This is a genomic window from Flammeovirga sp. EKP202 (assembly GCF_014534745.1).
In the GTDB taxonomy this organism is placed as follows: Bacteria; Bacteroidota; Bacteroidia; order Cytophagales; family Flammeovirgaceae; genus Flammeovirga.
This window is the reverse complement of the sequence record NZ_JACVVP010000003.1, coordinates 232,633-255,402: the sequence shown is the minus strand read 5'-3', so window position 1 is coordinate 255,402 and position 22,770 is coordinate 232,633. Positions and strand designations below refer to the sequence as shown.

Here is a 22,770-nt window from a genome sequence, read left to right as displayed (position 1 = left end):
AAAAGAATTAACTGTAATTGGGATCCGCTTTCGCTGATCTTATAATTACTTTTTCATTACATCAAAAGAACGTTTGAACCGTAGTTCAATGATCTGTTTTCCAGATTTTTACCCGCCTTAAACCGTTGTTTAAAGCTGCTTCGTTTTCCAGAAGCGAGTGCAAAGGTAAGAACTTTTTATTTTAACTTCCAAATCTTTTTTTGAAAATTTTTGAAGTTTTTTTCGTTGATTTTTTCAACTCTCAACACTCATTATTTATCACTTCAAAAGAGAAGTTTTAAATGCCTTTCGTTAAAGGCGAGTGCAAAGGTAAGAAGAGAAATTTAATTTGCAATGCTTATTTTGTTTTATTTAGAAACTTAATTTTTCATTGCTTTAATCAACTTAGAAACAAATTATTATGCCTCTCAAAAGTCTTCTTTTACATCATGTTTTTTCCTCAGCCGTTTGCTGAAGGGAGTGCAAAGGTAATAGGATGTTTTTTAAATGCAATATATTCTATGGAAAATTACATTAAATAAACGCAAATAAATCCATCATCAAAAAGGAATGTAACACCTCATACAGGATAACATATTAATCAACAACGGATTAACTAGATTCTCTCTTGATTATGATTGATATACTTTGATCCAAAAAAATATATCAAGCCTGCTATAATTAATGAATCAAAGAAGTAAATAGACGTGATGGTGATGATTTCGTAGTAGCTTAAAAGAGAAATCACACTACTGACCAACCATGCTGTTAATGCTAATATCCCCCATTGTGATCTATCTTCCAGTTGGTAATTCTGTTTTTTGAGCAGGAAAAAGTCTATGATATAGATTGCAGAAACAGATGGGGTGAATACTCCTAGCAGAGAAAGAAAGTCAAATAAGTGATCTGAAAATCGGCCTAATGCCAATAATGTTCCTAATAAGCTTGTGACGATACAAAGCTTTTTGAAGGAAAACTTTTCTGATATTGTAGAAAAAGTCAACACGACTGAATAAAGGTTTGTAGCATTGGTCACCCAAGTGGTGATAAAAAGTAAAACAAATGCTGGTAAAATCAATCCCATCATCTGCATCATTTTCATGATATCTTTCTCTCCTGTAGTTATAGCAAGGATTGCACTAATTAATAATACTAATGGAAATCCGAGTGTCACCCCTAATACGGATATCAAACTATGCTTATCATTATGGACAAATCTTGAAAAATCTGCCATTAATACGGGTAATAATATGGATGAGCCTATTAAAATAGAAGTCGCCTCGAAAGTGGAAAGGGTGGGTAAGTTTGGTGTAAAGTATAGAATCTTATTCCATGTCATGTTTTCATCAAAGGAATAAAACATAACGCATATTAAAAATAACAATAGAAATGGCACAAAGTAATTAGCGAGTCTTTCTAAACTTTTTATCCCATACATGGTACTTAAAGTGATGATTATACTGCTACCAAATATGACCAACCAAAAGGGAGTTTGAAATTCAAATAAAGAAAGTGTGGTATCGTTAATGGCTTCAGCGAGTAATTCTAACGCCACTGCATACCAACCTAACAAGCAAATTCCTATCATTAGATTAATAAGCTTTACTCCTTTTATTCCAAAGGGAAAACTCAAAATCATATAAGTAGAAAGACGGCTTCTGTTACCGATAAGCGTGGTACAAAAGCTCAATACAGTAAGGACCAATGTAGAAACACCAAATGCGTAAAGTGCATTTTCAAACCCTGCCTCTAATGTAATTTCAGACCCTAAATATAAAATGGGTAAGCTCACTCCCGTCCCTGCTATGATGAGGGCAATTGCCCACCCACTCATAAAGTCCTTCGCTTCTACCTTGGAAGTTGTATACTGATTCTGATCACTCATAGGTTTGTTGGTCTGTTTGTTTTAGTTTGTCCGCCAAAGGTAATAAACTTGATAAACATACTTCTCCGTCTTCGATGATCAAGGTCTCGTCAAACTTAATCGTTACTTTTTCTACAATTCCATCAAAATGAGAAGCGGCCTCTTGACCATGTGGTGGCATGTCCATCGGGCTAGTGTAACCGAATCCGAAATCAACACCTCCCCATACTCTTTCATCTTCAACGATGTCACCTGATAATGTTGTTACGCCTGGATTCAAACCGATCATATTGTGGGAAATCTTGTACATGTTTTCATCCTTGAATGAAGAAATGTATTCTTTAAATTGATCCGCTTCTTTATTGCCTTCAATTTTTACAATAGTCCCTTCTTCCATCACAAACTCCACTCGGTTTTCTCCTGAAAGGTCCGCATTCATTAAAGTATCAAAAACGATCTTCCCTTCCATACTTTTCAGTTTGGGAACAATATTGACATAGCCAGGAGCAGTACCGAAAATGGGGTTAGAGTAGTCACCATCATCAATGTCAAAAGCATATGACAAATCAATGTCGTATTTCACATCTGTACCATTGGCACTTGAAATGTGAATGGTCTTGCTCCTTTTGGCTAAGTCCAACACCTCATTTAAAAGGTGTTTTAAGGTCGGAATATCAAAGTGAGTAAAAATCCTTAGCAGAGAGTCAATAGGACTATCTCCTATAATCAGGTAGCGTAATTTCTTATTTTGAGCCATTGTGGTCTCCCAAATATCAGAATACAACATGACGATAGATTGTAAATCAATCCACACATCTACATTACACAACGCCGGGGTCAAGGCTTCATGAGGCCAATATTTCATTCCATCCTGCCCATCGTATTTTGCCTGAGGCACGATCAACACCAATGGCTTTGCTTTCAAACTTTCTACTTCTTTTGCCAATGCATTGACCAATTCCATATCTGAACCGGAATCGGCAGTCAATGCGACAATCTCCCCTTCTTGCACCTTAAACATGGTTTGAATAAGGGTCTCACAAAACTTCTGATATCTGTAATCCAAAATTGTACTACTTTATGAGGTGAAATTTGTTCTAAATACAAGGACAAAAGAAGATGAAAAAATATGGTTCTTGTTGTGGTTCGGCGGACGTTGCAATGCAACGTCCCTACAACGGTATCCAAAATAAAGGATACTCTACCATGATGTCTTTTCTTCTGTCCTTGTACTTATATTCTCACCTTTTATTATTTAATTCTTAAAATCTAAATGTCATTGCTGTTCCGAAAGATCTTGGCTGACCTCTCCACGCTACATCATCAGGGCTACCCACAAATTGTCCCGGAGAAAATTCCTGATAGTATTGTTGATTCATGATGTTATTGCCCCACACCTCAAATTCAAACATTTTGTAGCTCACTGAGAATCTTGCATTCAATAGGTTATAAGCATCTGAAGTATGTTCTTCTAGGTTGCTTTCATGCCAGTACGTTTTTCCAGTATGGTTTAAATTGATGAACCCATTGAACCTCATTTCTTTTGTGATTTTGAATGAAGACGAAAGGTTTACACCAAAATTGCTTACCGGAACGAATGGTGTTTTATTTCCATTGTATTTACTATTGTCTGTCACATCAGAGTTTTCTCCACCTGTTGTTCCTCCTTCTATGATCTCAGAGTCTGACATACCATAGTTAAATCCTAAATCAAGATACTTGCTCAAGCGGAATTTGGTATCTACTTCAAAACCAATCACACGGCTTTTATCATAGTTATAAATACCTCCATAAAAATCAGTCAAGTCTAAAATGAACTGTTGTTGATTGGTGAAGTCTGTATAGAAAGCAGAACCGTTGATGATGATTCTTTCATTCCAAGCGGATGTTTTAAAACCAAATTCATAGTTATCCGTCAACTCGTCTTTAAAGTCTTTATTGAATAAGTTCGTCACTGCCGGGTTGAATCCGCCTGTACGGTATCCTTTTCCATAATTGGCAAATAGTAGGATATTTTCTTTGGCTTGATAAGATAATGAGGCTTTCGGTTGGAAAACGTTATTTGATCTTGATGATTTTACGTCATTCAATCGGTCATCTTGTTCAAAGTTGTCAATATCAAATCTGAAGCCTACTGAAGCTGTTAATTTGTTTGTGATTTTATAATCTAAAAATCCGAATAAAGCTACAGTTTGCGTTACGTTGGTCAGGTCAGCGGCAACAACATTAAACTGTTCCCAAGTATCATAATCTCTGACTAATCCATCTTGATAAAAAGGTTCGTCTACAATCTGGAAAAATCCTCCAAAACTCCAATCCAATTTTGAAGCGTTGTTTCTATTCTCAATTCTGATTTCTTGATTGAAAGTTGTTGAAGAAGTTACTTCATTTTGTGTAAAGTCATCATAAGGTAAGAAATCAAGATCGCCGTATGTTTTTCTGTCTACTTGATTGAATGAAGTGATACTTTGAATATTGAAATGATCTGCTCTGTAATTGATCTTCATATTTCCATTGTGGTTGATCATACTTGATTGCCCAAGTACATCACTCACAATTGTATTATTTCCTTCTTTTGGATTAGGGTCCAATACTCCACCTGGCTCTTGCACACCATCTACTTCATAACCTGTTGGGTTCACTGAATAATAAGCGGCACCACCTTCCAAATTAAAATGCTGATACGCTACAGAAACACTTAAACGATCAGTCAAATCCGCTTTCAACTGACCTCTAATATTAAAATCCTTTCTGAAATCGACATATTCATTCAAATAATCATTCATCAATAAACCATCTGAATCTTTGTATTGAGTAGAAAACCTATAATATAGTTTATCATCTACGATAGCTCCTGAAGATACAAATTGTCCTGTTTTAGCATTTCCGTTAGCGTAACCTACTTTCAATTTATTACTCATCGTATTTGTAGGTTCTTGCGTATAAATATTGATCGCTCCACCAATCGCATTTTTACCATACAAAGCACCTTGAGGTCCTTTTACCACTTCCACCAACGCCAAATCATACAATTCTTGATTCAATAAACTTGGATCAGCGACTGTTACTCCATCAATCACGAAAGCAACCGGTGCGTCTCCTCCTCTCAACTGAGGAATACCACGTACAGAAATGAAGTTGTTGCCTACTGCTTGAGAGGTATTGAATTTCATATTCGGTACCAACGTAGCAAAAGCACTCAAATCGGTAATGCCTGCATTTTTGATTCCTTCTGAATTAAGTGCCTGTACTGATTCTGGAATGACCTGAATGGATTCGGTTCTTCTTCTCGATTTACCCACAACTCCCATAAAGCCTACAACATTCACTTCTTCCAATTGTTGAGCATCTTCTTCTAAAACGATTTCTAATTTATTCTGATTTACGACTTCAATTTCTTGAGTGATGAATCCTGTATATGAAATCACAAGTGTCGATTTTTCTGGAACGATGATTTCAAAATTTCCATTAAAATCCGTTACAGTTCCTGAAGTCGTGCCTTTCTGTATTACTGTCGCTCCTATTAATTCTTGATTATCAGCAGAAGTAATTGTACCCTTTATGATAATATTTTGCGAAAAAACAGAGGTAGTAGTAAAAAAGACTAGTAAAAGTATTAATTGAATTTTTTGCATAATGATTGTCTTGAAAGTGATGAGTAACGTTAGTTCAGTGAAATGGACAATGAAATAACTTTTGTAATTATACCTTTATCCTCCGTTTTATTGTTTCTTTACAATTCCTAATTATTTATTTTTGAATTCCGATATAATCTTTAGGAAAATAATGGAAAAAGCGAAAAACCAAGACATCAACAGTATTCGATATACTTCTCATTGCTTTGAACAACTCATCAAATTGGTCATTCAGCAATTTACTTTAAATCATAATCAATACACCCCGAAAAGAGTCACCCAACTTTATGGGTTTGGTAATTACGATCCTAATGAACCCAACCTGAAAAGTGATTTCGAAAAGCAATCCGGCGATTTTGTCAATGGAAAGTACTTATATGATAAAAACAGAGCACTGGAAAGTGGAAAGATTCAAATCAAAATCAATAGTTATTATAGTCAGTTGATGGTGAACTATATCGGCTATCAAGATTTTTATGACTTCATTGATAATGAGATTGAGGGTGCTGAAGAGAAGGAAAAACAGTTAGAATGGCTCACTCTAAAACAGAATGTTGAAAACAGCTATTACATTTCTTATCATTTCGGGGAAAATAAACAGGTAATCAAAGGTCAAGTTGAGATTTATAATGATTGGAAAAATGTAAAGTACAAGTACATCTACCATCAAAATGATGGGACTTACAAAGAATTTCATTATCAAGGACAACTGACAAAAAGGGTAGATATAATTCATATCCGAACGAAAACACTGATGGATAATAAATTGGTGGATAGCGGTGAGGATATATTGTATGCAGGTCATATCGAACCAAACAGCAGTCCTTTTTTGATCGGTACGTATAATGCTTTTGATATTTATAACCGTGTGATTGCTGGAAAATTGATTTTTGAGAAATATGATTCTAAAGATGAAATGATTGAGGCTTCCTTGAAAAGGGAAATCCCGAATTATATTATTCAAGAAATCAGAAATCAATTGATCATGAACAATGGTAGAGTTCCGAATTCATCACTTGAAATTTCTTCTAAAAGTCCCTTTGCTTCTACTTATGAAAAGCTAACAGGCAGTTATCAGATCAATTTCTCTTATGCTGAAAATGATACTGCTGATCTTCAATTCAACATTGATCCCATCACTTATAAAATCAGTTCTGCTACAGAAGGATGTATTTTCAAGAAAGACGACATTGATATAATTCAAAATGGTTCAGTGGTACATTTTAGTTTTCAATTGCTTGGCCTTTCAAAAGTACTCAGTGGTGAAATTTTCTTTAAAAGCTTTTATCTCAATCAGCTTGATGAGCCTTTTGAGGGGGTGTTTAGTGGGATGGATCATGAGGGAAAATTAATAAATGGGAAGGTGATGATTGTAAAAAGTATCAACTAATTCAACTTAAATGATTATTAAGTGGTTCGCATGGACATTGCAATCCAACATCCCTACAAAAGGTATTGCAATGATGTCATTCATTTATTAGTACACTCATCGGCATTGAAGGGAAAAGCGTTAAGAATTTCATAGAGTGAGCCGTTAAAAATGATTTTGCTGTTTGAGCATCTCAAAACGACGTAGTTTTGATCGAGTTTAAAATCATTTAGGCGAATGAAATGGAATTTAGCTTTTGACTTCATAGCCTAGATTTTTTGCTTCGTTTTTCATCAATGGAAAAATGAAGAAGAAAGAAGCTTGAAAGTAGTCCGAATTAAGTTTACAACATACCTCTTCTATTTTTGTTTTAAATTTACATATCCTATTTTCACTAGCACCCATTTATTTGAAATGAAAAATATTTTATCAATACAATCACACGTTACGTACGGACATGTGGGAAACTCCGCTGCAGTCTTTCCATTACAATATTCAGGGTTTGAAGTTTGGCCGTTGAATACTGTTCAATTTTCTGGACATACCCAATATGATGGATGGAAAGGGGATGTATTTTCAGGGGAACATTTAAGGAGTGTATTAGAAGGAGTATTTAGACATACACCAAAATCTTCATGTGATGCAATATTGGCTGGCTATCTCGGAAGCAAGGATACGGGTAATATTGTATATGAGATTGTTGCTGATATTAAAAAAGAAAATCCTGATGCGTTGTTCTGTTGTGATACGGTGATGGGTGATGTGGAAGCCGGTTTCTATATTAGTGAGGAAGTTCCACCTCTTTATAAGAACAAGATTATTGAAGTAGCGGATATTATCACTCCTAATCAGTTTGAATCAGAATATTTGAGTGATCAAAAGATCAAAACGCTTGATGATGCGAAGCAGGTTGCTCGACTTTTACATGCGAAAGGTCCAAAATTAGTTTACTTAACTTCTTTAAAAATTGAAGAAACACCTTCGGGGCATCTGACTGTTTTATTATTTGATGGCAAAAACCATTTTATCATTCATAACCCTATCATAGAAATGGGTGAAGTATATGGAACGGGGGATTTATTTGCTGCTTTGACATTAGCGAATATTCTGAATGGTTTCCCTGCCAATAAAGCTTTGGAAAGAACGATCAGCAGTATGTATCAACTTATTCAAGCTACCGCTGAAAAGAAAAGGCTTGAATTGGATTTGATTGGAAGTAGGAAATTCTTTGAGCCTAATAGTATATTGTTTGAGGCGATTCAATTATAGATTTATAAATAAAAATGGAGATTATACTAATGTTGTACAATCTCCATTTTTTTATTCATCTATAAATTCAGATTAACTTCTAAACTGGTTCAAGTCTTAAGCTAAAAGCGTGACTTGGACCTGATAACTGGAAAAAGTCTGTAGACTTTTGGCCCTTTATGATATTTCTATAAGTCTTCAGACTTATAACATTCGTAAGCACAAGTGGCGCTTCGCTAAACACTTGCGCTAGCATTCAGTTTTTTTGAAAAAGCCTTAAAATTCAGATTAACTTCTCAAAAACTTCTTGGTTAACCACTTTCTTACTGGTTCATCATAGAATCTGACGAAAATGTATGACATCAAGATAGAGCCACCAAATACAGCTACTCCCCAAACTGCGGCCATTGTGTAAGAAGTTTTTCCAGACAACACTTCATCAACTACCCATTTTGTGTAGATATAAATTAATGGATAATGTGTGATGTAAATCGGATAAGAAATATCGCCTAAGAATTTTGCTAACTTTTTAGTTTTAGGACTTTCGATTATACCATTTGCTCCAATGTAAACAATCAATGGAAATACAATAATGATCACTAATGCTTCATATAAACCATTGATCCATGCTGTCTCTTTCCATCCTAAACTTGGAATAGCTAGGACAGTAAACATTAAAGCTGAAGTCACTAAAAACGAATGCTTATAATGCTTTGGTTTCATAAACCTTGAAAGCAATAGTCCTGAAAGGAAAGGATAAGCTAACCGCAATGAACCAATTTTCAATTGCTCTCCATCTAATGACCAACCGCCTGCAATCACTCCTAATGGATTTGTTACAGCAAAGTGGATTAATAATGCCCCTGCAATTACGGCTAATATTATTAATATGATATTAGGTAATTTTCTAAGAATTAAAGCATAAAGTGTATAGGCAATGTATTCAAAGAATAATGTCCAACCAGGACCATTTAATGGGTACATTTCTCCCCAACCTCTTATGTCTAGTGATTTTCCCACTGGAATCATTGTGAAACCAATCAGCATCACCAATAGCATTTTAGTAACCGGTGTATTTTCTATCAATGGAAAAACGGTAGGTGATATTTGAAAATAAAAAGTTACCGCACCTACTATGGATCCAATAATCACCATGGGCTGCAATCGGATAATTCTTCTTTTAAAGAAACCCGAAAGCGTCATTTTATCCCATCGATTATCATAAGCATAGCCTATGACAAAGCCGGATAACACAAAGAAAAAGTCTACCGCTAAGTAACCGTGATTGATAATTTGTTCGTTTCTTTTACCTAAAGCGAAAGCTTCAAGAATATGGAAGGCCACAACGATTACCGCCGCAACTCCTCTTAGACCGTCTAAGATCTCGAAATGCTTATTAGAAGATTGATTCATGATGTAGTAGTTAATGTCGCTCATTTCAATAATTCACAATATACATTATTCCATAATTCAAGTTCTTGATAGTTAGAAATGTTAAGAAACAAACCACAGCACAGCACAACAATGTACCTAAACAAAGAAAAGCCAACTACTCATTAAAAATAGTTGGCTTTTTTATGTGATATCTTCTTTTTCAAATTAAACTGTACAACACTCTTCTCCCCTAGATTTCAAATCTCTTTGATTATAAAGGTGAAGAACTATTAACCCTATTGATGGAAATAAAATTGTGTTTTCATGAAGACTAAGCCAATGCATATTTTCATTTAAAATAACAAAAGACAAAGACGACCAACTTAATACAAATAAAAACTTGACAATTTTATTTTGGCTTGACCTATACGATTGTACAACTGCGATAAGTGAAATGATTAGAAACAAATAATCAAATTGTCTCCACCATGAAGGAGATGCTTCACAACAACTATCTGCCGAAGTACTGCAACTATCTACAATAAAAATAAAAGGTGTTATCACACAGTGAATCAAACATAGAAAACTTGTGACAGCTCCAAAAACATCAGATTTATAAGTTGATAAATTCATGTGCTCTAAAAATGAAATTGTATTATTTAGTTACAATAATAAGAAAAAAACAAATGATGCAATGCTATCGCATTTAAATATTAACCTTCATTCATATAAGTCAAACGATAACAGCACTATTATTTGTAATTATATAGCACAAACTAGTGGATGAGGAGGGCCACTGATGTGAATGTTAAGCATTAGATTGAATGATGGTTATTGTATCGAAGGAATAAAAAAAGAGAGTCACTTTTCAATAAAATGACTCTCTTCAATAGATATAAAAACAGTATTAATTATACGGTCATGATATCTTTTTCTTTTGCTACGAAAATTGCATCAATCTTAGCAGTATATTTATTTGTAAGATCTTGTACTGAAGCTTCAGCATCTTTGATTGCATCTTCAGAAGCACCATCTTTTAATAACTTCTTCAAACCATCGTTTGTCTCTTTACGAGCGTTACGAAGACTGATTTTACCTTTTTCAATTTCGCCTTTTACTTTCTTTACAAGCTCACGACGACGCTCTTCTGTCAATGGAGGCATGTTGATACGAACTTGCTCACCATCGTTGATTGGGTTAACACCAAGGTCTGAGTCACGGATGGCTTTTTCGATTTCAGCCAACATATTTTTTTCCCAAGGCTTGATTACTACAGAGTGAGCATCTGGCGTAGTTGCTGATGCCACTTGGTTAATAGGAGTTGGAGCGCCATAATAGCTTACCATAAGACCGTCCAACATAGAAGCTGAAGCTTTACCAGCACGAATTTTTTGTAATTCATGTTCAGTATGACTGATGGCTTTGTCCATCATATCTTTTGCCTCATCAAGGTACATTCCTATTTCCTCTTCCATTTTTCTATTTTTTTTAAGGGATTATTTAACAAGAGCATGTTTGCTTACTTTCGATGAAGTAACAAACACGCTCTAATTTATTTCTTATTCTGAAACAACTGTACCAATTGGTTCGCCTGACATTAATTCAAACAAGTTGTTCGGCTTGTTCATATCAAACACTACAATCGGAAGGTTGTTCTCTTTACATAAAGTAAAGGCTGTTAAATCCATAATCTTAAGATTCTTGCTTAATGCTTCATCGAAAGATAATTGTGGAATCTTAGTAGCAGTAGGATCTTTTTCTGGGTCTGCTGTATAAATACCGTCAACACGAGTACCTTTTAATACTACATCAGCGTCAATTTCAATTGCTCTAAGTGAAGCAGCTGAGTCAGTTGTAAAGTAAGGATTACCAGTACCGGCACCGAAAATCACAACTCTGTTCTTTTCTAAGTGTCTTACTGCTCTTCTACGGATAAAAGGCTCACACACCTGATCCATTTGAATTCCTGACATCAGACGAGTGTAAACACCCACTCCTTCTAATGCACTTTGTAAAGCCATACCGTTAATCACAGTAGCTAACATTCCCATGTGGTCACCTTGAACTCTGTCAATTCCCATTTTGTCGGCTTGCATACCACGGAAGATATTTCCTGCACCGATAACAATGGCTACTTCGACCTCTTGGTCTACTACTTTTTTAATCTCTTGTGCGTATTGAACCAAACGTGCTGGATCAATTCCATACTGTTGCTCACCCATTAAGGCTTCGCCACTCAATTTCAGAAGAACTCTTTTATATTTCATATATGGCTATTTGAAGTTTTGCAAATATAAAAAAGTCATGCAAATGATGGGAGAAAATATGTACCTTTCGTAAAAACTTATCATATTGCAAGACAATATTTTAGCATTTTTTATTCAACTTCCTGTTTAAACATGTTATCAATAAATAAAATTCAACTGGCTTTTTATACTACTTTTCTCATCATTTCATCCTTAAATGCGCAGGATTCTAGACCTGTCAGAAGATGTATGAGTAGTATGCATGAGCCTGTTATACAATTTAGAACAACCCCTTATTTATCACAAGCAAAAATAAAACAAAGTTATAGAACCAATACACTTAATCTACCTACTGTAGTGCATGTTGTGCATAAAAGCAGTGAAGGAATTAATACAGGTAACAATATCAGTTATGAGCAAGTGATGTCTCAAATCAATGCTACAAATAAGGATTTGTTGTCAGAAAACACCAATAAAACTCAAACCCTTGCTGAATTTAAATCTGATGTTTCTGTATTGAACATAGAATTAAAAATGGCAATCTACGACCCCAATGGTAATGAAATAGATGAACCAGGTGTCAATAGAATTGTTGGCAACCCCGGAACAAAGGGTTTTTATTCAGATTCAGAAGTTGCTCAAATTATTAATGATAATATTTGGGATCCCAATAAGTATGTCAATATATGGGTGCTGCCTCTTTCCACTACTTATTTAGGATACGCCTATTTCCCTGATTATCCCGACTTAGCAGGGTTGGATCAATTGATCTCTAGTGAAATTGCTAGACCTGAATTAGATGGTGTAGTGATCAGTACTGTTTTCTTTGGTTCAAATGAGTTTGAAGAGTATCCGCTTTTGGAGGGACCTTATGATTTAGGGCGTACATTAACGCACGAGTTGGGCCACTATCTTGGCATTTTACACATCTGGGGAATTGGTTCTGAAAGTTGTTCTAAAGATGATTTTTGTGATGATACTCCAAAAATCAGTAAAAATCATGGCAGTAGTGCTAATAGTACCATTTGCAGTGATGATATGATTTCAGTGTCAAAATATTTGTGTGAGGAGGAGATAGAGAAATATGAATCGGCTCAATATCAAAACTTCATGGATTATACTGATGACGCTTGTATGACAATGTTTAGCTATGACCAAAAATCAAGAGTAGATGTCATCATGGAAAATGCTCCTCAGCGCTCTACTATTAATGCAGGTGCTCCTTCAGGAAGCATTCAACTTACCGCTTCCAATGGAAATGGCTTCCACACCATTTCTTGGGAAACATCTGATAAAAGTGATGCAACAGCATTTATTGTTGAAAGACAAGTCGAAAATGAAGGTTTTGAGGTCATCAGTCCCGCTTTAAGCCTCAGTACTAATAGTTATAACGCATTTTATGATCCATCTGAAAACAGTAAAAAAATTTCCTACAGAGTATACATGATCAATGAAAATGCATTCTCCTTTTCATCCAATCATGTCAGCTTTGAAGATGGAGTAGTAGGTATACGTCCTCCTTCAACAGCGTCAAGTTTTGTAGTGTATCCTAATCCTTCGGATGGTATTTTTACTTTAGAACCATCAGAATATATCAATCAAAATGCTGTATTGGATGTATTATCGATTCATGGAAGCAAAGTACTGACAAAATTCATTTATGATAAAAATTCACCTGTAAGCATTGATCTTTCTGATCAACCCAGAGGAACGTACATTATGTTACTCAAATCAGATAAAGGCACTTACACACAAAGGTGTATCAAAAAATAAAGTAGATCATTTTTGAGGATAGGACGCTATTTTTAATGATACATTTCATAAAGAATGTCATCTTACTCAAATAAAAAAGAGCTGGAATTTTAAAAGTTCCAGCTCTTTTTTGTCTCTCAATAGACTCTATTTTTAGTGATGTCCTCCAGAAGGAACTGAAGATGACTCATCCGTATTTTTCGATTCTTTTACGGTCATCCAAACTACAGCTGATATTGCTAATGCAATGGACGCAATGTAAAACATCAATGTTTTGTCTTCTGCTTCAGAAAGAATTTTACCAATGAATGCAGATACAGCCAACTGAGGTAATACTACTGATAGGTTAAAAATACCCATATAGAAACCCATTTTTGCTTTAGCTACCTTCTCAGACATAATAGCAAAAGGTAATGATACAGTGGCTGCCCAACCTACACCAAGGATTACCATCATGGTATAAATCATATAAACTGAATTATTACCCATTACAATCATGCCTGCATAACCTACTGCCATAATTGCAATACAAATGGCATGGGTTTTTACTCTACCAATCTTTTTAGTAATAGGCTCTAATACTAAAGCAGGTAAAAGTGCTGCTACTGCATTGAAAATTAAGAAGGACCAGTTAATCACACTGCCAACTTCCTTATCTCCTAAATCAGGATATTCTTGTTGTACATAAGCAAACATAAACACAAACATAGTTTGAATACCTAACCATGTTGGTGCATGTGCCAACAACACTTTGATAAAACCGACTGTATCTGTTTCTGATCGTCCAGATCCTGTATCTTCTTCCTCCCCACTATTTAATGTTTTAGGCTCTTCAATAAAGAAAACAGGTAGTACAGAAAATACAAACACTAAGAAGACACCTACATAAATCAATGAGATATTTCCTAATGTTGAACCTAAGAAATAGGCTAATACACCAAAAGTACCTGAGATCGTTTGCATCCATGTGTATCCTTTGGTTACCGTTTTCTCATTCGTTACGTCCGCAATAATTGAACGAGTAGGGTTAAAGCTAATATTGATAGATAAATCTAATACTAAAGCTACTGCAATTGCCACATAAATAGATGCTGGATATTGACCTTCACTAAGGTCAGAAGCAGCTTTGGTGGGTTCAAAACCTAAAGCATCTGAAATCACATGAATATTCGGTAGGGCCAATAGCATCAATGCAGTTAATACTCCACCAATCAATATGAAGGGCCTTCTTCTTCCTCCCAAAAACCATACTTTATCTGAGGCTAAACCTGCAAGTGGCTGTCCAATAATACCGGCGATAGGTCCAGCGGCCCAAACAATTCCCACTTCATGAATATCAAACCCATATTTTGTATTCAAAATCCAACTAAGAGCGGCAATTTGAATAGATAGAGCAAACCCCATCGCTGTTGAGGGAAGACTGAGGAGTACGAAAAAGGAAGATTTTAATTGTTTTTGTATTTCTAACATAATAATACTTTTTTGTAGCTTTATTTAAAGGTTATTCATAGGGAAGAACAAAGGTTGATGTGTTGTTTACAATGGGTCGGTAGCTCAATGAAATCATCATTATTTTACCTTTCTTGCTACTTATTTTTGTTCCAACCTATTTTTCATTTTCATTTCTTAAACAAATATATTTAACACTGCCACGTAAACTAATGATCTTGAGCATTATTATTTCATTCGATTAAATCTTTTTATATTACAACGGGTTGCAGTCCTATCACTTCTTTGAAAAATATTTTTTTTAACATATTAATGATCCACTTTAAACGAATATTCCTTCTACTTTTCGTTATTGTGACCACTCCTCTCCATGGGCAGGAACTGTTTATGCACCACTGGACCAAAAAGGATGGATTGGCTCATAATTACACTTTCCTTATGAAAGAACATAAAGGAAAGTTGTGGATCGGTACCGATGACGGGCTCTCTGTTTTTGATGGAAAATCCTTTAAAAATTACTCCATAAAAGATGGTTTAAAGTCTCCTTACGTAATTGGTTTTAATGAAAACTACTCTGATTCTCTTTATCTTTTTACATGGAGAGGCGGTATACATGTCTATGATGAAACCACCGATTCGATCAAAACTTATCCTTACCTCCAAAAAGGGAGAGCTGAAAAACTACACAGAGGATTAAGGATCAAAGATGATATTTATGGATGGCAATGGAATGGGAGTTTTTATTTCAACGAAAAAACAAGGAAATCAAAAAGTTTATATTTCTACACCTCCGATTCTACGATGGCCCTTTCCTACTCTAAAGAATTAAGAAAGAACATTACTCCTCTAAATTTTGACACGAACACCGTTCCACTAGGTTTTGCTCGTTACCAAAATAAAATGCTGGTGTTTGGATTGGCGTCTAAAGGGATAAAAATAATAGAAGACGCTACATTAAAGGATGATTTTTTCCAGCAATCTTTGGGCGATAAGGTAATTTCTGGGTTTAATAAAACTAAGGATGGAGGTGCTTTAGCAGGTACGAGGGGTATGATTTACAAACTAAATCCAGAGGGAGGTATTATAGATGCCTACAAAATACCCGAAAGCAGTTACCCAAGTCAGATGTATCAACTGAATAATGGAAGCATTGTAGCGGCAGTTCACCCTAAACCTTACACCCAACAATGCATCATTATTCACCCCACCAAAAAATCCTACTTTTTTGTAGAAAAGAAACTACGCATCAAATCTGCTTCTTCTGGTATTTATGTCGACTCACAAGATCGAATTTGGCTGAGCACACAAGGTGATGGTATTTATATGGTTGAGAATTTAGATTTTAAATACATAAACATTGAAGAGATCGAAAGCCCACATATCCTATCCATCAATCAATTAGACTCTTCCAAAATCATCTTTTCTTCCACTACCAAATCTTATATTGCGGACCTTGAGAAAGATGCTATTTCAATATATGAAAACGTTCCTTTTAAAGATATTCATATTTCCCAAGAAGATAGTTTAAAGATCTTTTCTACCTATACCCGAACCCTTGCTTATGAAAATGAACAAATTCCTGTTTTATGGGGAGAGTTTGTAGGCAGAAATAAAGGCGGACTTTGGTTTATGCAGGAGGATTCATTGAAGGTTTTTCAAAAAAATGATGTGGGCAAATATCAACTTCAAAAAGTGTTTTGGAGTTTCCCAAAAGGGAATATTGATATTCCGAATCTTAGTAATGCTGTCGTCCAAGAAAACAGAGTGTGGGTAACTACCAAAGGAGCTATTTCTTTATATGAGTATTCAGGTAACTACAAACTTACCTTAATTAAGTCATGGGATTCCATCTTTAAAGAATGGGAATGGATCAATGATTTTAATCTTGATGACCCCAATGGATATTTATGGATAGCAACTACGGATGGTCTATATATTCTTGATTATAAATCTATAGAAACCGCTAAGCTCAAGAAGATTAAATCACTCGACAAGGTGAATTGCAATACACTTTTCTTTGATCACCTCGGACAATTATGGGTAGGGTCTATGAATGGCCTAGCAGTCTTACAAGATGGCATTTTGATTCGGGAATTCGATGAGTCTTCCGGTCTAATTTCGGATCAAATTACCACAATTTTCGAATCACAATGTCATAGATTATGGATTGGAACACATAGAGGACTAATTCATATGCCTAACCGTTCTTTAGTCAAAAATATTACTCCACCTATTGCCTTATGGAAACAAAAGAAGTACAATTCACACAGTAAATTAGGTGCTATACAATTGCCGATTGATGTGAGTGCACTCTCTGAAATGAGTTCTCTGAGGTTACAATATAAATTATCAAAGAATAGTGACTGGATTGATTTCCCCTATCAAAATTCTCTTACAATTAGTAACCAACCACCTGGAGACTATAAAATTTACCTTCGTGGAAAAACTACAGGTTCTGAATGGTCAGTCCCTCAAGAAGCATCACTTGAAGTTGAAGGGTATTTTTGGGAATACCTCCTTTTCAAAGGTGGAATTATTATCCTCATCTTAATCTCAATTGTGTATTACTCTAACATTCTAGTAAAGAAGGAAAAAGAAAAATCTTCAGAATTAAAAAAGATCTTGAAGCAAAAAACCGCTGCACAAGATAAGTTAACACGTGTACGTAAAGAAATAGCACAAGATTTTCATGATGAGATGGGGAATAAACTGGCAAGTATCACGGTATTGGCAGATTTGGCCGCTATGAAAATTAAGGGAAAAGATGAGGATACTGAAAAAATTCTGTCGCGAATAGAAACACAATCAAAACAACTATATACCGGTACAAGAGACTTTATATGGTCTATTGATGCTCAAAACGATGAGTTAGGTGTAATATACGATTATATAAAAGATTTCGGAGAAGAGTTTTTCGACGATTTAGACATTAGGTACCACACACACAAAGAAATAGCAAGTCATGATCAACTGCTATTGCCACAAAACTGGAGTTTACAGTTGGTATTTATTTTTAAGGAAGCCATGACCAATATTGCTAAATATGCACATGCAACTCATGTCTATTTATCGTTGAGTATCAAAAACAATATTGTCACCTTTAGTATTAAAGATAATGGTGTAGGTATTTCTGATGAGCAAATGACAAAGAATGGTAATGGCTTAAAAAACATGAAAGCCAGGATCAATAAATTAGGTACTGCCACTTTGAATATTGAGTCAAATATTGGCAAAGGAACGGCTATAATTATTCAGTTTAATATCAATTTTGAGGAGTAAATTTTAACACAAAAGTGATTGTACTACTAATTAAAACTACCCTTATGGGTAGTACAACAAATGAGTAATAAGCTTAATTTTGAAATTAATGAATCGTTAAGCAGTACAATTCCTAATTAATCCTTACAAACTATAGAGTTGGGGAACTCATTCTTATTGTTGAAAACTAAAAAAGAGGTGATTCTACATTGTTTCGCCTCTTTTTTTTTCTTAAAATAATGTCATGAGAAAAAAAATCATCATCGTAGAAGATAACAAAGATGTCCAAGAAGCATTTAAACTTCTAATTGAAACAAAGACAAATGATTACTCTGTTATCAATACCTATGATAACTGTGAAGATGCTCTGTCAAACCTAAAATCAGACTTGCCCGATATCGTTCTAATGGACATTGACCTACCTGGAATGAATGGTATAGAAGGTACTCGACAAATCCGTCAATCATTACCGAAAACTGATATTTTAATTATTTCTGTTCACGAAAATAGCCAATATGTTTTCGATGCATTGTGCGCAGGTGCAACAGGTTATATCACAAAGAACAGTAATCATACTCAGCTATTAAAAGCATTGGATGAGGTTTCTGCCGGAGGAGCGCCTATGTCTACTCACATCGCTAAGTTGGTTGTGAAATCTTTCCGAAGAGAAAGTGAATCGCCGTTAACTGGTAGAGAAACAGATGTATTAAATCTACTTGCAGAAGGAAAAAGTTATATGGATATCGCAGATCAAATCTCGGTTTCAAAAGATACCGTGAAATTTCATATCAAAAATATATATCTGAAGCTTCAGGTTTCTAATAAAATTGAAGCTGTTACAAAAGCAAAAAGCGAAGGGTTTATCTAAAAAAATTGAAGCGAGTTAATCCATTTGATATTTTGTTTGAAAAAAAAGGTCTGATGTGCGAAACATCAGACCTTTTTTAGTCGAAGTAAAAAGAAATTACTTAGCAGCGAACTCAGCTTTGATAGCTTCTACGTCTACTTTCTTGATTACTGGCTTAGCGCTTAAACGTTGGATTGTTGTAACGCGAGTTTTAGCAATCGTTTTATTTCTTTTACTTTTTCTGATAAGTTTTGTATATCCCATGACTATATTTTATAAAATATCAATTATCAAATTAAGACATATTCCTAGAAATATGAGCGTGCAAATTTAACTGATATATCCTTATTGCTCAAATTCTTTTTGAAAAAAGAAGAAGAAATTTCAATATTAACCGAAAAAAGTAGGCTAACACCTATAAATTAGGCTATTTCAGACCATTAAATATTTGTTATCTGATCAATTTTAAACTTCTATGCAGCAACAAAAACTTCAAAATACTGTCATTTCGACAGAAAGACTTTATCTCAAAAGGTTTTCCCCTCATGATGCCCCCTTCTTTTTCAATATGAATTTGGATCAAGAAGTGATGCAATATACCGGTGATCCACCTTTCAAAAACATTGAGGAAACAAGAGCATTTATTGAAAGTTATGATCATTATGAAAAATACGATTATGGAAGATGGTCTGTCTATCTGAAAGAAAATGAGCAGTACATCGGTTTTTGTGGGTTGAAATACTCGGAAGATAAAGAGGAAATCGATATCGGTTTTCGATTTGTAAAAGATCATTGGAATAAAGGCTATGCTACTGAAGCTGCTTTGGGTTGTTTCGATTATGCCCAAAAACATGGCATACAAAAAATTGTGGCAAGAGCGAATGAAAGAAATAAGGCTTCATTAAAAGTGATCCAGAAACTAGGGATGACCTTCACGCATTTTTTTGAGGAGAACAAAGAAAAATGGCATCAATACGAAATTCATTTTGACTAGGGCGAATCTGTGGTTAATTTAGTAATTAGTATTAATTGAAAAAGAAAGAATGGCCGGAAGTAAGAAACCAAAGTTTTATGTGGTATGGTCGGGAGGAACTCCTGGAATTTATACATCATGGGCAGATTGCCAAAAACATGTTCAAGGAGTAAAAGGTGCCAAATACAAATCGTTTGATTCTAGAAGGGAAGCTGAAATTGCTTTTAAGGGCAATCCATCAGAATATATTGTAAAGAAAAAAGCAGGTGAAAAACCAAAGCAGGTTTATGATCCTTCAGTAGGACTTCCGATCACAAACAATAGTATTGCTACAGATGCTGCTTGCAGTGGTGCTAGGGGACCAATGGAGTACCGTGGAGTGTGGATTGAAACGGGGCAAGAGTTATTTAAAATGGGACCTTATGAAGATGGCACCAACAACATTGGTGAGTTTTTAGGTATTGTACATGCCTTGGCCTATTTACAGAAAACTCCTGGCTATGATCAAACAATTGTCTACACTGATAGTAGGACGGCCATGAAATGGGTCAGAGATAAAAAGATAAAAACAACACTTGAGAAAAACCATAAAAATGAAGGACTCTTTGATATGGTAGATAAAGCAATCAAGTGGCTTGAAAACAATACATACATGAATCCAATCCGCAAGTGGGAAACTAAAGCTTGGGGTGAAATCCCTGCCGACTTCGGAAGAAAATAATTTTACCTACATCTAAAAATTACCATAATGAGCGAAGACAAGTATACCAAAAAAGGAAAACTACAAAAAGACTATTACGAACAGGAATTAGAAAGACTACAAACAGAGTTTGTAAAAATGCAGGAGTGGGTAAAGAAAGAAGGGCTGAAAGTAGTCGTCATTTTTGAAGGAAGAGATGCCGCAGGAAAAGGTGGTGTAATCAAAAGAATAACAGAAAAACTGAATCCGCGTGTGGCAAAGATTGTTGCACTAGGCGTACCTACAGAAAAGGAAAAAACGCAATGGTATTTCCAAAGATATGTACCTCATCTTCCTGCAGCTGGCGAAATCGTATTATTTGACAGAAGTTGGTACAACAGAGCCGGTGTTGAGCATGTAATGGGGTTCTGTACTGAAGATCAATATCAGGAGTTTTTAAGGACATGTCCGGAGTTCGAAAGAATGCTGATTCGTTCGGGAATTATCTTAATCAAATATTGGTTCTCCGTTTCAGATGATGAGCAGGAAAAACGATTTTCTGAGCGTATTAATTCATCGATCAAAAGATGGAAATTCTCTGAGATGGATTTAGAATCTAGAGACAAATGGGTGGAATATTCTAAAGCAAAAGATAATATGTTTGCCTACACGGATACCAAACAGTCTCCATGGTATGTGGTGAAAGCAGATGACAAAAAGAAAGCGAGATTAAACTGCATGAGTCATCTATTATCTAAAATTCCTTATGAAGAAATCAAGTACAAGGAAATCGAACTTCCTCCTATTAATAAGGAAGGCTATGTAAGACCTCCACTGGACGATCAGACTTTTGTTCCGGATAAATACTAATTATTAGATATTCAAAATCCTGTTAGTGATACCATTCAACTAACAGGATTTTCTTTTGTATTCTCCATTACAGTGTTCAATATCGAAGAATAAAATACTAATATTTAACTGAATACTATTAATAATTCAGATATTAAAGAGATTCAATTTCATCTCTAGACAGTCCAGTAGATTTCATTATTATTTCAATATCAACACCATTGTTTTTAAGGTTTCTTGCTACCTCCCTATCTCGTTCTTTTTTAACTCGATCCTCAGCATCCACTTTTAAAGTCAAAATACGACTCGCTTCATTCCTCAAATCTTTCAAATGCTGGGAGTATCTTTTTTGTTCCTCCTCAGGTAAAGTATCTACTCTCCAAAGCTCTTTTGCTTGAGTAATTCCTTTTGCCGTGAAATCATCTTTGATCTCATTGTTTTTCAAATAGTAAATCCACTGATCTAATGTATCTTTTGCGGTATCGTCAAACTGATTTACTTTAATTACATAATATTCAGGAAAAATTTGTGCAGGTTCAATCTTACCACCTAACATTTCAGTTTGTTTCGCAGAAAGCATTAGTTTATCTAAATTGTGTATTCCTACAAAATCAGTTTTTCCGTGATATACATAATCTTCACCTTGACCTAGATCAAAATAAACGATGTTGATAGAATAAACTTCCTTAATATTTTGATAGGGTTCTCCTACTGAAATGCATTCAGTCACTGCTTTAGAGGCTCCATATGACATCCTATGAAAATAATCGTATTCATTTTGATTTTGGATCTCAATGATTACCAATTCACCTTTCGAGTTTTTTACTAAAATGTCAACCCGATTATATTTATCAGATTCAAGTCGTTGGTTACTTTCACTTTCTAAGATATCTTGGATTTGTACGTCTTCCTTTAACAATTCGGATAAGAAGCCTTCGAGTACCGAAAAATCAGCTTTATTTCTCAAAAGTCTCTTTATTGCCCAATCAAACCGTATTAACATTTCTATTATTCATCTTAAATCCGTTTTGCTCAAAGGTAATCAATTGTGTTTAGATGTTTCGATTTAAAAATCGATTCCAATTCCTAACAATTAAATATAAATTTAATCCGTCAAATTAACTATACAACCTCATCAAGATGGATTCATTTTTATTCCATGCAGATGACTATTACTGACTAGAGTATATGAAATAAATAGCCTTTTCTTCACTTTCCTAATTTATCACTTCACCTTCCAATATCTTC

At 34.9% G+C, this 22,770-nt stretch carries 18 protein-coding genes; 8 read left to right on the top strand and 10 right to left on the bottom strand.

What is annotated here, in order from left to right; translation table 11 throughout:
• Positions 1-595: 595 nt before the first annotated feature.
• The 3 genes from IC221_RS03110 to IC221_RS03100 all read right to left on the bottom strand — a co-directional run bounded on the left by IC221_RS03110 (position 596) and on the right by IC221_RS03100 (position 5,478).
• Positions 596-1,864: a cytosine permease gene (locus IC221_RS03110; protein WP_188167556.1), complete on the bottom strand. Its 1,269-nt coding sequence runs from the start codon at positions 1,862-1,864 to the stop codon at positions 596-598.
• Positions 1,857-2,864 carry a hypothetical protein gene (locus IC221_RS03105; protein WP_188167555.1) on the bottom strand — a complete coding sequence of 336 codons (1,008 nt, stop codon included), beginning with the start codon at positions 2,862-2,864 and terminating at the stop codon, positions 1,857-1,859. Before IC221_RS03105 ends, IC221_RS03110 begins: the two co-directional genes overlap by 8 nt.
• A gap of 241 nt (positions 2,865-3,105) precedes the next feature.
• A complete protein-coding gene (locus tag IC221_RS03100; protein ID WP_188167554.1) occupies positions 3,106-5,478 on the bottom strand; it encodes a TonB-dependent receptor in 2,373 nt (790 codons plus the stop codon).
• A gap of 151 nt (positions 5,479-5,629) precedes the next feature.
• On the opposite strand from IC221_RS03100, the gene IC221_RS03095 reads away from it, so the two are divergent.
• Both IC221_RS03095 and pdxY read left to right on the top strand, forming a co-directional pair.
• Positions 5,630-6,868 carry a hypothetical protein gene (locus IC221_RS03095; RefSeq protein ID WP_188167553.1) on the top strand — a complete coding sequence of 413 codons (1,239 nt, stop codon included), beginning with the start codon at positions 5,630-5,632 and terminating at the stop codon, positions 6,866-6,868.
• 393 nt (positions 6,869-7,261) lie between these two features.
• Complete coding sequence (gene pdxY, locus IC221_RS03090) at positions 7,262-8,116, top strand: pyridoxal kinase PdxY (protein ID WP_188167552.1); 855 nt, start codon at positions 7,262-7,264, stop codon at positions 8,114-8,116.
• A gap of 267 nt (positions 8,117-8,383) precedes the next feature.
• Here pdxY and IC221_RS03085 read toward each other — a convergent pair whose 3' ends face one another.
• From IC221_RS03085 to pyrH, 4 genes are all read right to left on the bottom strand, one after another.
• Complete coding sequence (locus IC221_RS03085) at positions 8,384-9,532, bottom strand: acyltransferase (protein WP_223241274.1); 1,149 nt, start codon at positions 9,530-9,532, stop codon at positions 8,384-8,386.
• A gap of 162 nt (positions 9,533-9,694) precedes the next feature.
• A complete protein-coding gene (locus tag IC221_RS29845; protein ID WP_188167551.1) occupies positions 9,695-10,102 on the bottom strand; it encodes a MerC domain-containing protein in 408 nt (135 codons plus the stop codon).
• Between the two features lie 278 nt (positions 10,103-10,380).
• Positions 10,381-10,944, bottom strand: coding sequence for a ribosome recycling factor (gene frr / locus IC221_RS03075; protein WP_062618432.1), 564 nt, complete (start codon positions 10,942-10,944; stop codon positions 10,381-10,383).
• A gap of 84 nt (positions 10,945-11,028) precedes the next feature.
• Positions 11,029-11,736, bottom strand: a complete 708-nt coding sequence (gene pyrH / locus IC221_RS03070; RefSeq protein ID WP_188167550.1) for a UMP kinase — start codon at positions 11,734-11,736, stop codon at positions 11,029-11,031.
• Between the two features lie 132 nt (positions 11,737-11,868).
• On the opposite strand from pyrH, the gene IC221_RS03065 reads away from it, so the two are divergent.
• Positions 11,869-13,488 (top strand): M43 family zinc metalloprotease, encoded by a 1,620-nt coding sequence (locus IC221_RS03065; protein ID WP_188167549.1) that lies wholly within the window; start codon positions 11,869-11,871, stop codon positions 13,486-13,488.
• Positions 13,489-13,620: 132 nt separating this feature from the next.
• Here the strand turns inward: IC221_RS03065 and IC221_RS03060 are convergent, their stop codons facing one another.
• Positions 13,621-14,937 carry an MFS transporter gene (locus tag IC221_RS03060; protein ID WP_188167548.1) on the bottom strand — a complete coding sequence of 439 codons (1,317 nt, stop codon included), beginning with the start codon at positions 14,935-14,937 and terminating at the stop codon, positions 13,621-13,623.
• A gap of 291 nt (positions 14,938-15,228) precedes the next feature.
• Between IC221_RS03060 and IC221_RS03055 the strand changes: the two genes are divergently transcribed.
• Positions 15,229-18,195, top strand: a complete 2,967-nt coding sequence (locus IC221_RS03055; RefSeq protein WP_188167547.1) for a sensor histidine kinase — start codon at positions 15,229-15,231, stop codon at positions 18,193-18,195.
• A gap of 223 nt (positions 18,196-18,418) precedes the next feature.
• On the top strand, positions 18,419-19,042 hold the full coding sequence (locus IC221_RS03050) for a response regulator transcription factor (protein ID WP_188167546.1): 624 nt from the start codon (positions 18,419-18,421) through the stop codon (positions 19,040-19,042).
• Between the two features lie 96 nt (positions 19,043-19,138).
• On the opposite strand, the gene IC221_RS03045 is transcribed toward IC221_RS03050, so the two are convergent.
• Entirely contained in the window at positions 19,139-19,285 is a 147-nt protein-coding gene (locus IC221_RS03045) for a hypothetical protein (RefSeq protein ID WP_169657760.1), read from the bottom strand.
• Between the two features lie 211 nt (positions 19,286-19,496).
• On the opposite strand from IC221_RS03045, the gene IC221_RS03040 reads away from it, so the two are divergent.
• Genes IC221_RS03040 through ppk2 form a run of 3 tightly spaced genes read left to right on the top strand, consistent with a single transcriptional unit; the run spans position 19,497 to position 21,543 of the window.
• Positions 19,497-20,015 carry a GNAT family N-acetyltransferase gene (locus IC221_RS03040; RefSeq protein WP_188167545.1) on the top strand — a complete coding sequence of 173 codons (519 nt, stop codon included), beginning with the start codon at positions 19,497-19,499 and terminating at the stop codon, positions 20,013-20,015.
• 49 nt (positions 20,016-20,064) lie between these two features.
• A complete protein-coding gene (locus IC221_RS03035; RefSeq protein WP_188167544.1) occupies positions 20,065-20,715 on the top strand; it encodes a viroplasmin family protein in 651 nt (216 codons plus the stop codon).
• Between the two features lie 27 nt (positions 20,716-20,742).
• Positions 20,743-21,543, top strand: coding sequence for a polyphosphate kinase 2 (gene ppk2, locus IC221_RS03030; protein ID WP_188167543.1), 801 nt, complete (start codon positions 20,743-20,745; stop codon positions 21,541-21,543).
• A gap of 133 nt (positions 21,544-21,676) precedes the next feature.
• On the opposite strand, the gene IC221_RS03025 is transcribed toward ppk2, so the two are convergent.
• The gene (locus IC221_RS03025; protein WP_223241273.1) at positions 21,677-22,525 is read right to left on the bottom strand and encodes an Rpn family recombination-promoting nuclease/putative transposase; all 849 of its coding nucleotides are present in this window, start codon (positions 22,523-22,525) and stop codon (positions 21,677-21,679) included.
• Between the last annotated feature and the right edge of the window lie 245 nt (positions 22,526-22,770).

Bases quoted from the DNA above. Each gene is read 5' to 3' on its own strand.
- IC221_RS03045 (WP_169657760.1), bottom strand. From the start codon at position 19,285: ATGGGATATACAAAACTTATCAGAAAAAGTAAAAGAAATAAAACGATT.
- frr (WP_062618432.1), bottom strand. From the start codon at position 10,944: ATGGAAGAGGAAATAGGAATGTACCTTGATGAGGCAAAAGATATGATG.
- IC221_RS03060 (WP_188167548.1), bottom strand. From the start codon at position 14,937: ATGTTAGAAATACAAAAACAATTAAAATCTTCCTTTTTCGTACTCCTC.
- IC221_RS03065 (WP_188167549.1), top strand. From the start codon at position 11,869: ATGTTATCAATAAATAAAATTCAACTGGCTTTTTATACTACTTTTCTC.
- pyrH (WP_188167550.1), bottom strand. From the start codon at position 11,736: ATGAAATATAAAAGAGTTCTTCTGAAATTGAGTGGCGAAGCCTTAATG.
- IC221_RS03035 (WP_188167544.1), top strand. From the start codon at position 20,065: ATGGCCGGAAGTAAGAAACCAAAGTTTTATGTGGTATGGTCGGGAGGA.
- IC221_RS03100 (WP_188167554.1), bottom strand. From the start codon at position 5,478: ATGCAAAAAATTCAATTAATACTTTTACTAGTCTTTTTTACTACTACC.
- IC221_RS03055 (WP_188167547.1), top strand. From the start codon at position 15,229: ATGATCCACTTTAAACGAATATTCCTTCTACTTTTCGTTATTGTGACC.
- IC221_RS03105 (WP_188167555.1), bottom strand. From the start codon at position 2,864: ATGTTTAAGGTGCAAGAAGGGGAGATTGTCGCATTGACTGCCGATTCC.
- IC221_RS03110 (WP_188167556.1), bottom strand. From the start codon at position 1,864: ATGAGTGATCAGAATCAGTATACAACTTCCAAGGTAGAAGCGAAGGAC.
- ppk2 (WP_188167543.1), top strand. From the start codon at position 20,743: ATGAGCGAAGACAAGTATACCAAAAAAGGAAAACTACAAAAAGACTAT.
- IC221_RS03095 (WP_188167553.1), top strand. From the start codon at position 5,630: ATGGAAAAAGCGAAAAACCAAGACATCAACAGTATTCGATATACTTCT.
- IC221_RS29845 (WP_188167551.1), bottom strand. From the start codon at position 10,102: ATGAATTTATCAACTTATAAATCTGATGTTTTTGGAGCTGTCACAAGT.
- IC221_RS03040 (WP_188167545.1), top strand. From the start codon at position 19,497: ATGCAGCAACAAAAACTTCAAAATACTGTCATTTCGACAGAAAGACTT.
- IC221_RS03025 (WP_223241273.1), bottom strand. From the start codon at position 22,525: ATGTTAATACGGTTTGATTGGGCAATAAAGAGACTTTTGAGAAATAAA.
- pdxY (WP_188167552.1), top strand. From the start codon at position 7,262: ATGAAAAATATTTTATCAATACAATCACACGTTACGTACGGACATGTG.
- IC221_RS03085 (WP_223241274.1), bottom strand. From the start codon at position 9,532: ATGAGCGACATTAACTACTACATCATGAATCAATCTTCTAATAAGCAT.
- IC221_RS03050 (WP_188167546.1), top strand. From the start codon at position 18,419: ATGAGAAAAAAAATCATCATCGTAGAAGATAACAAAGATGTCCAAGAA.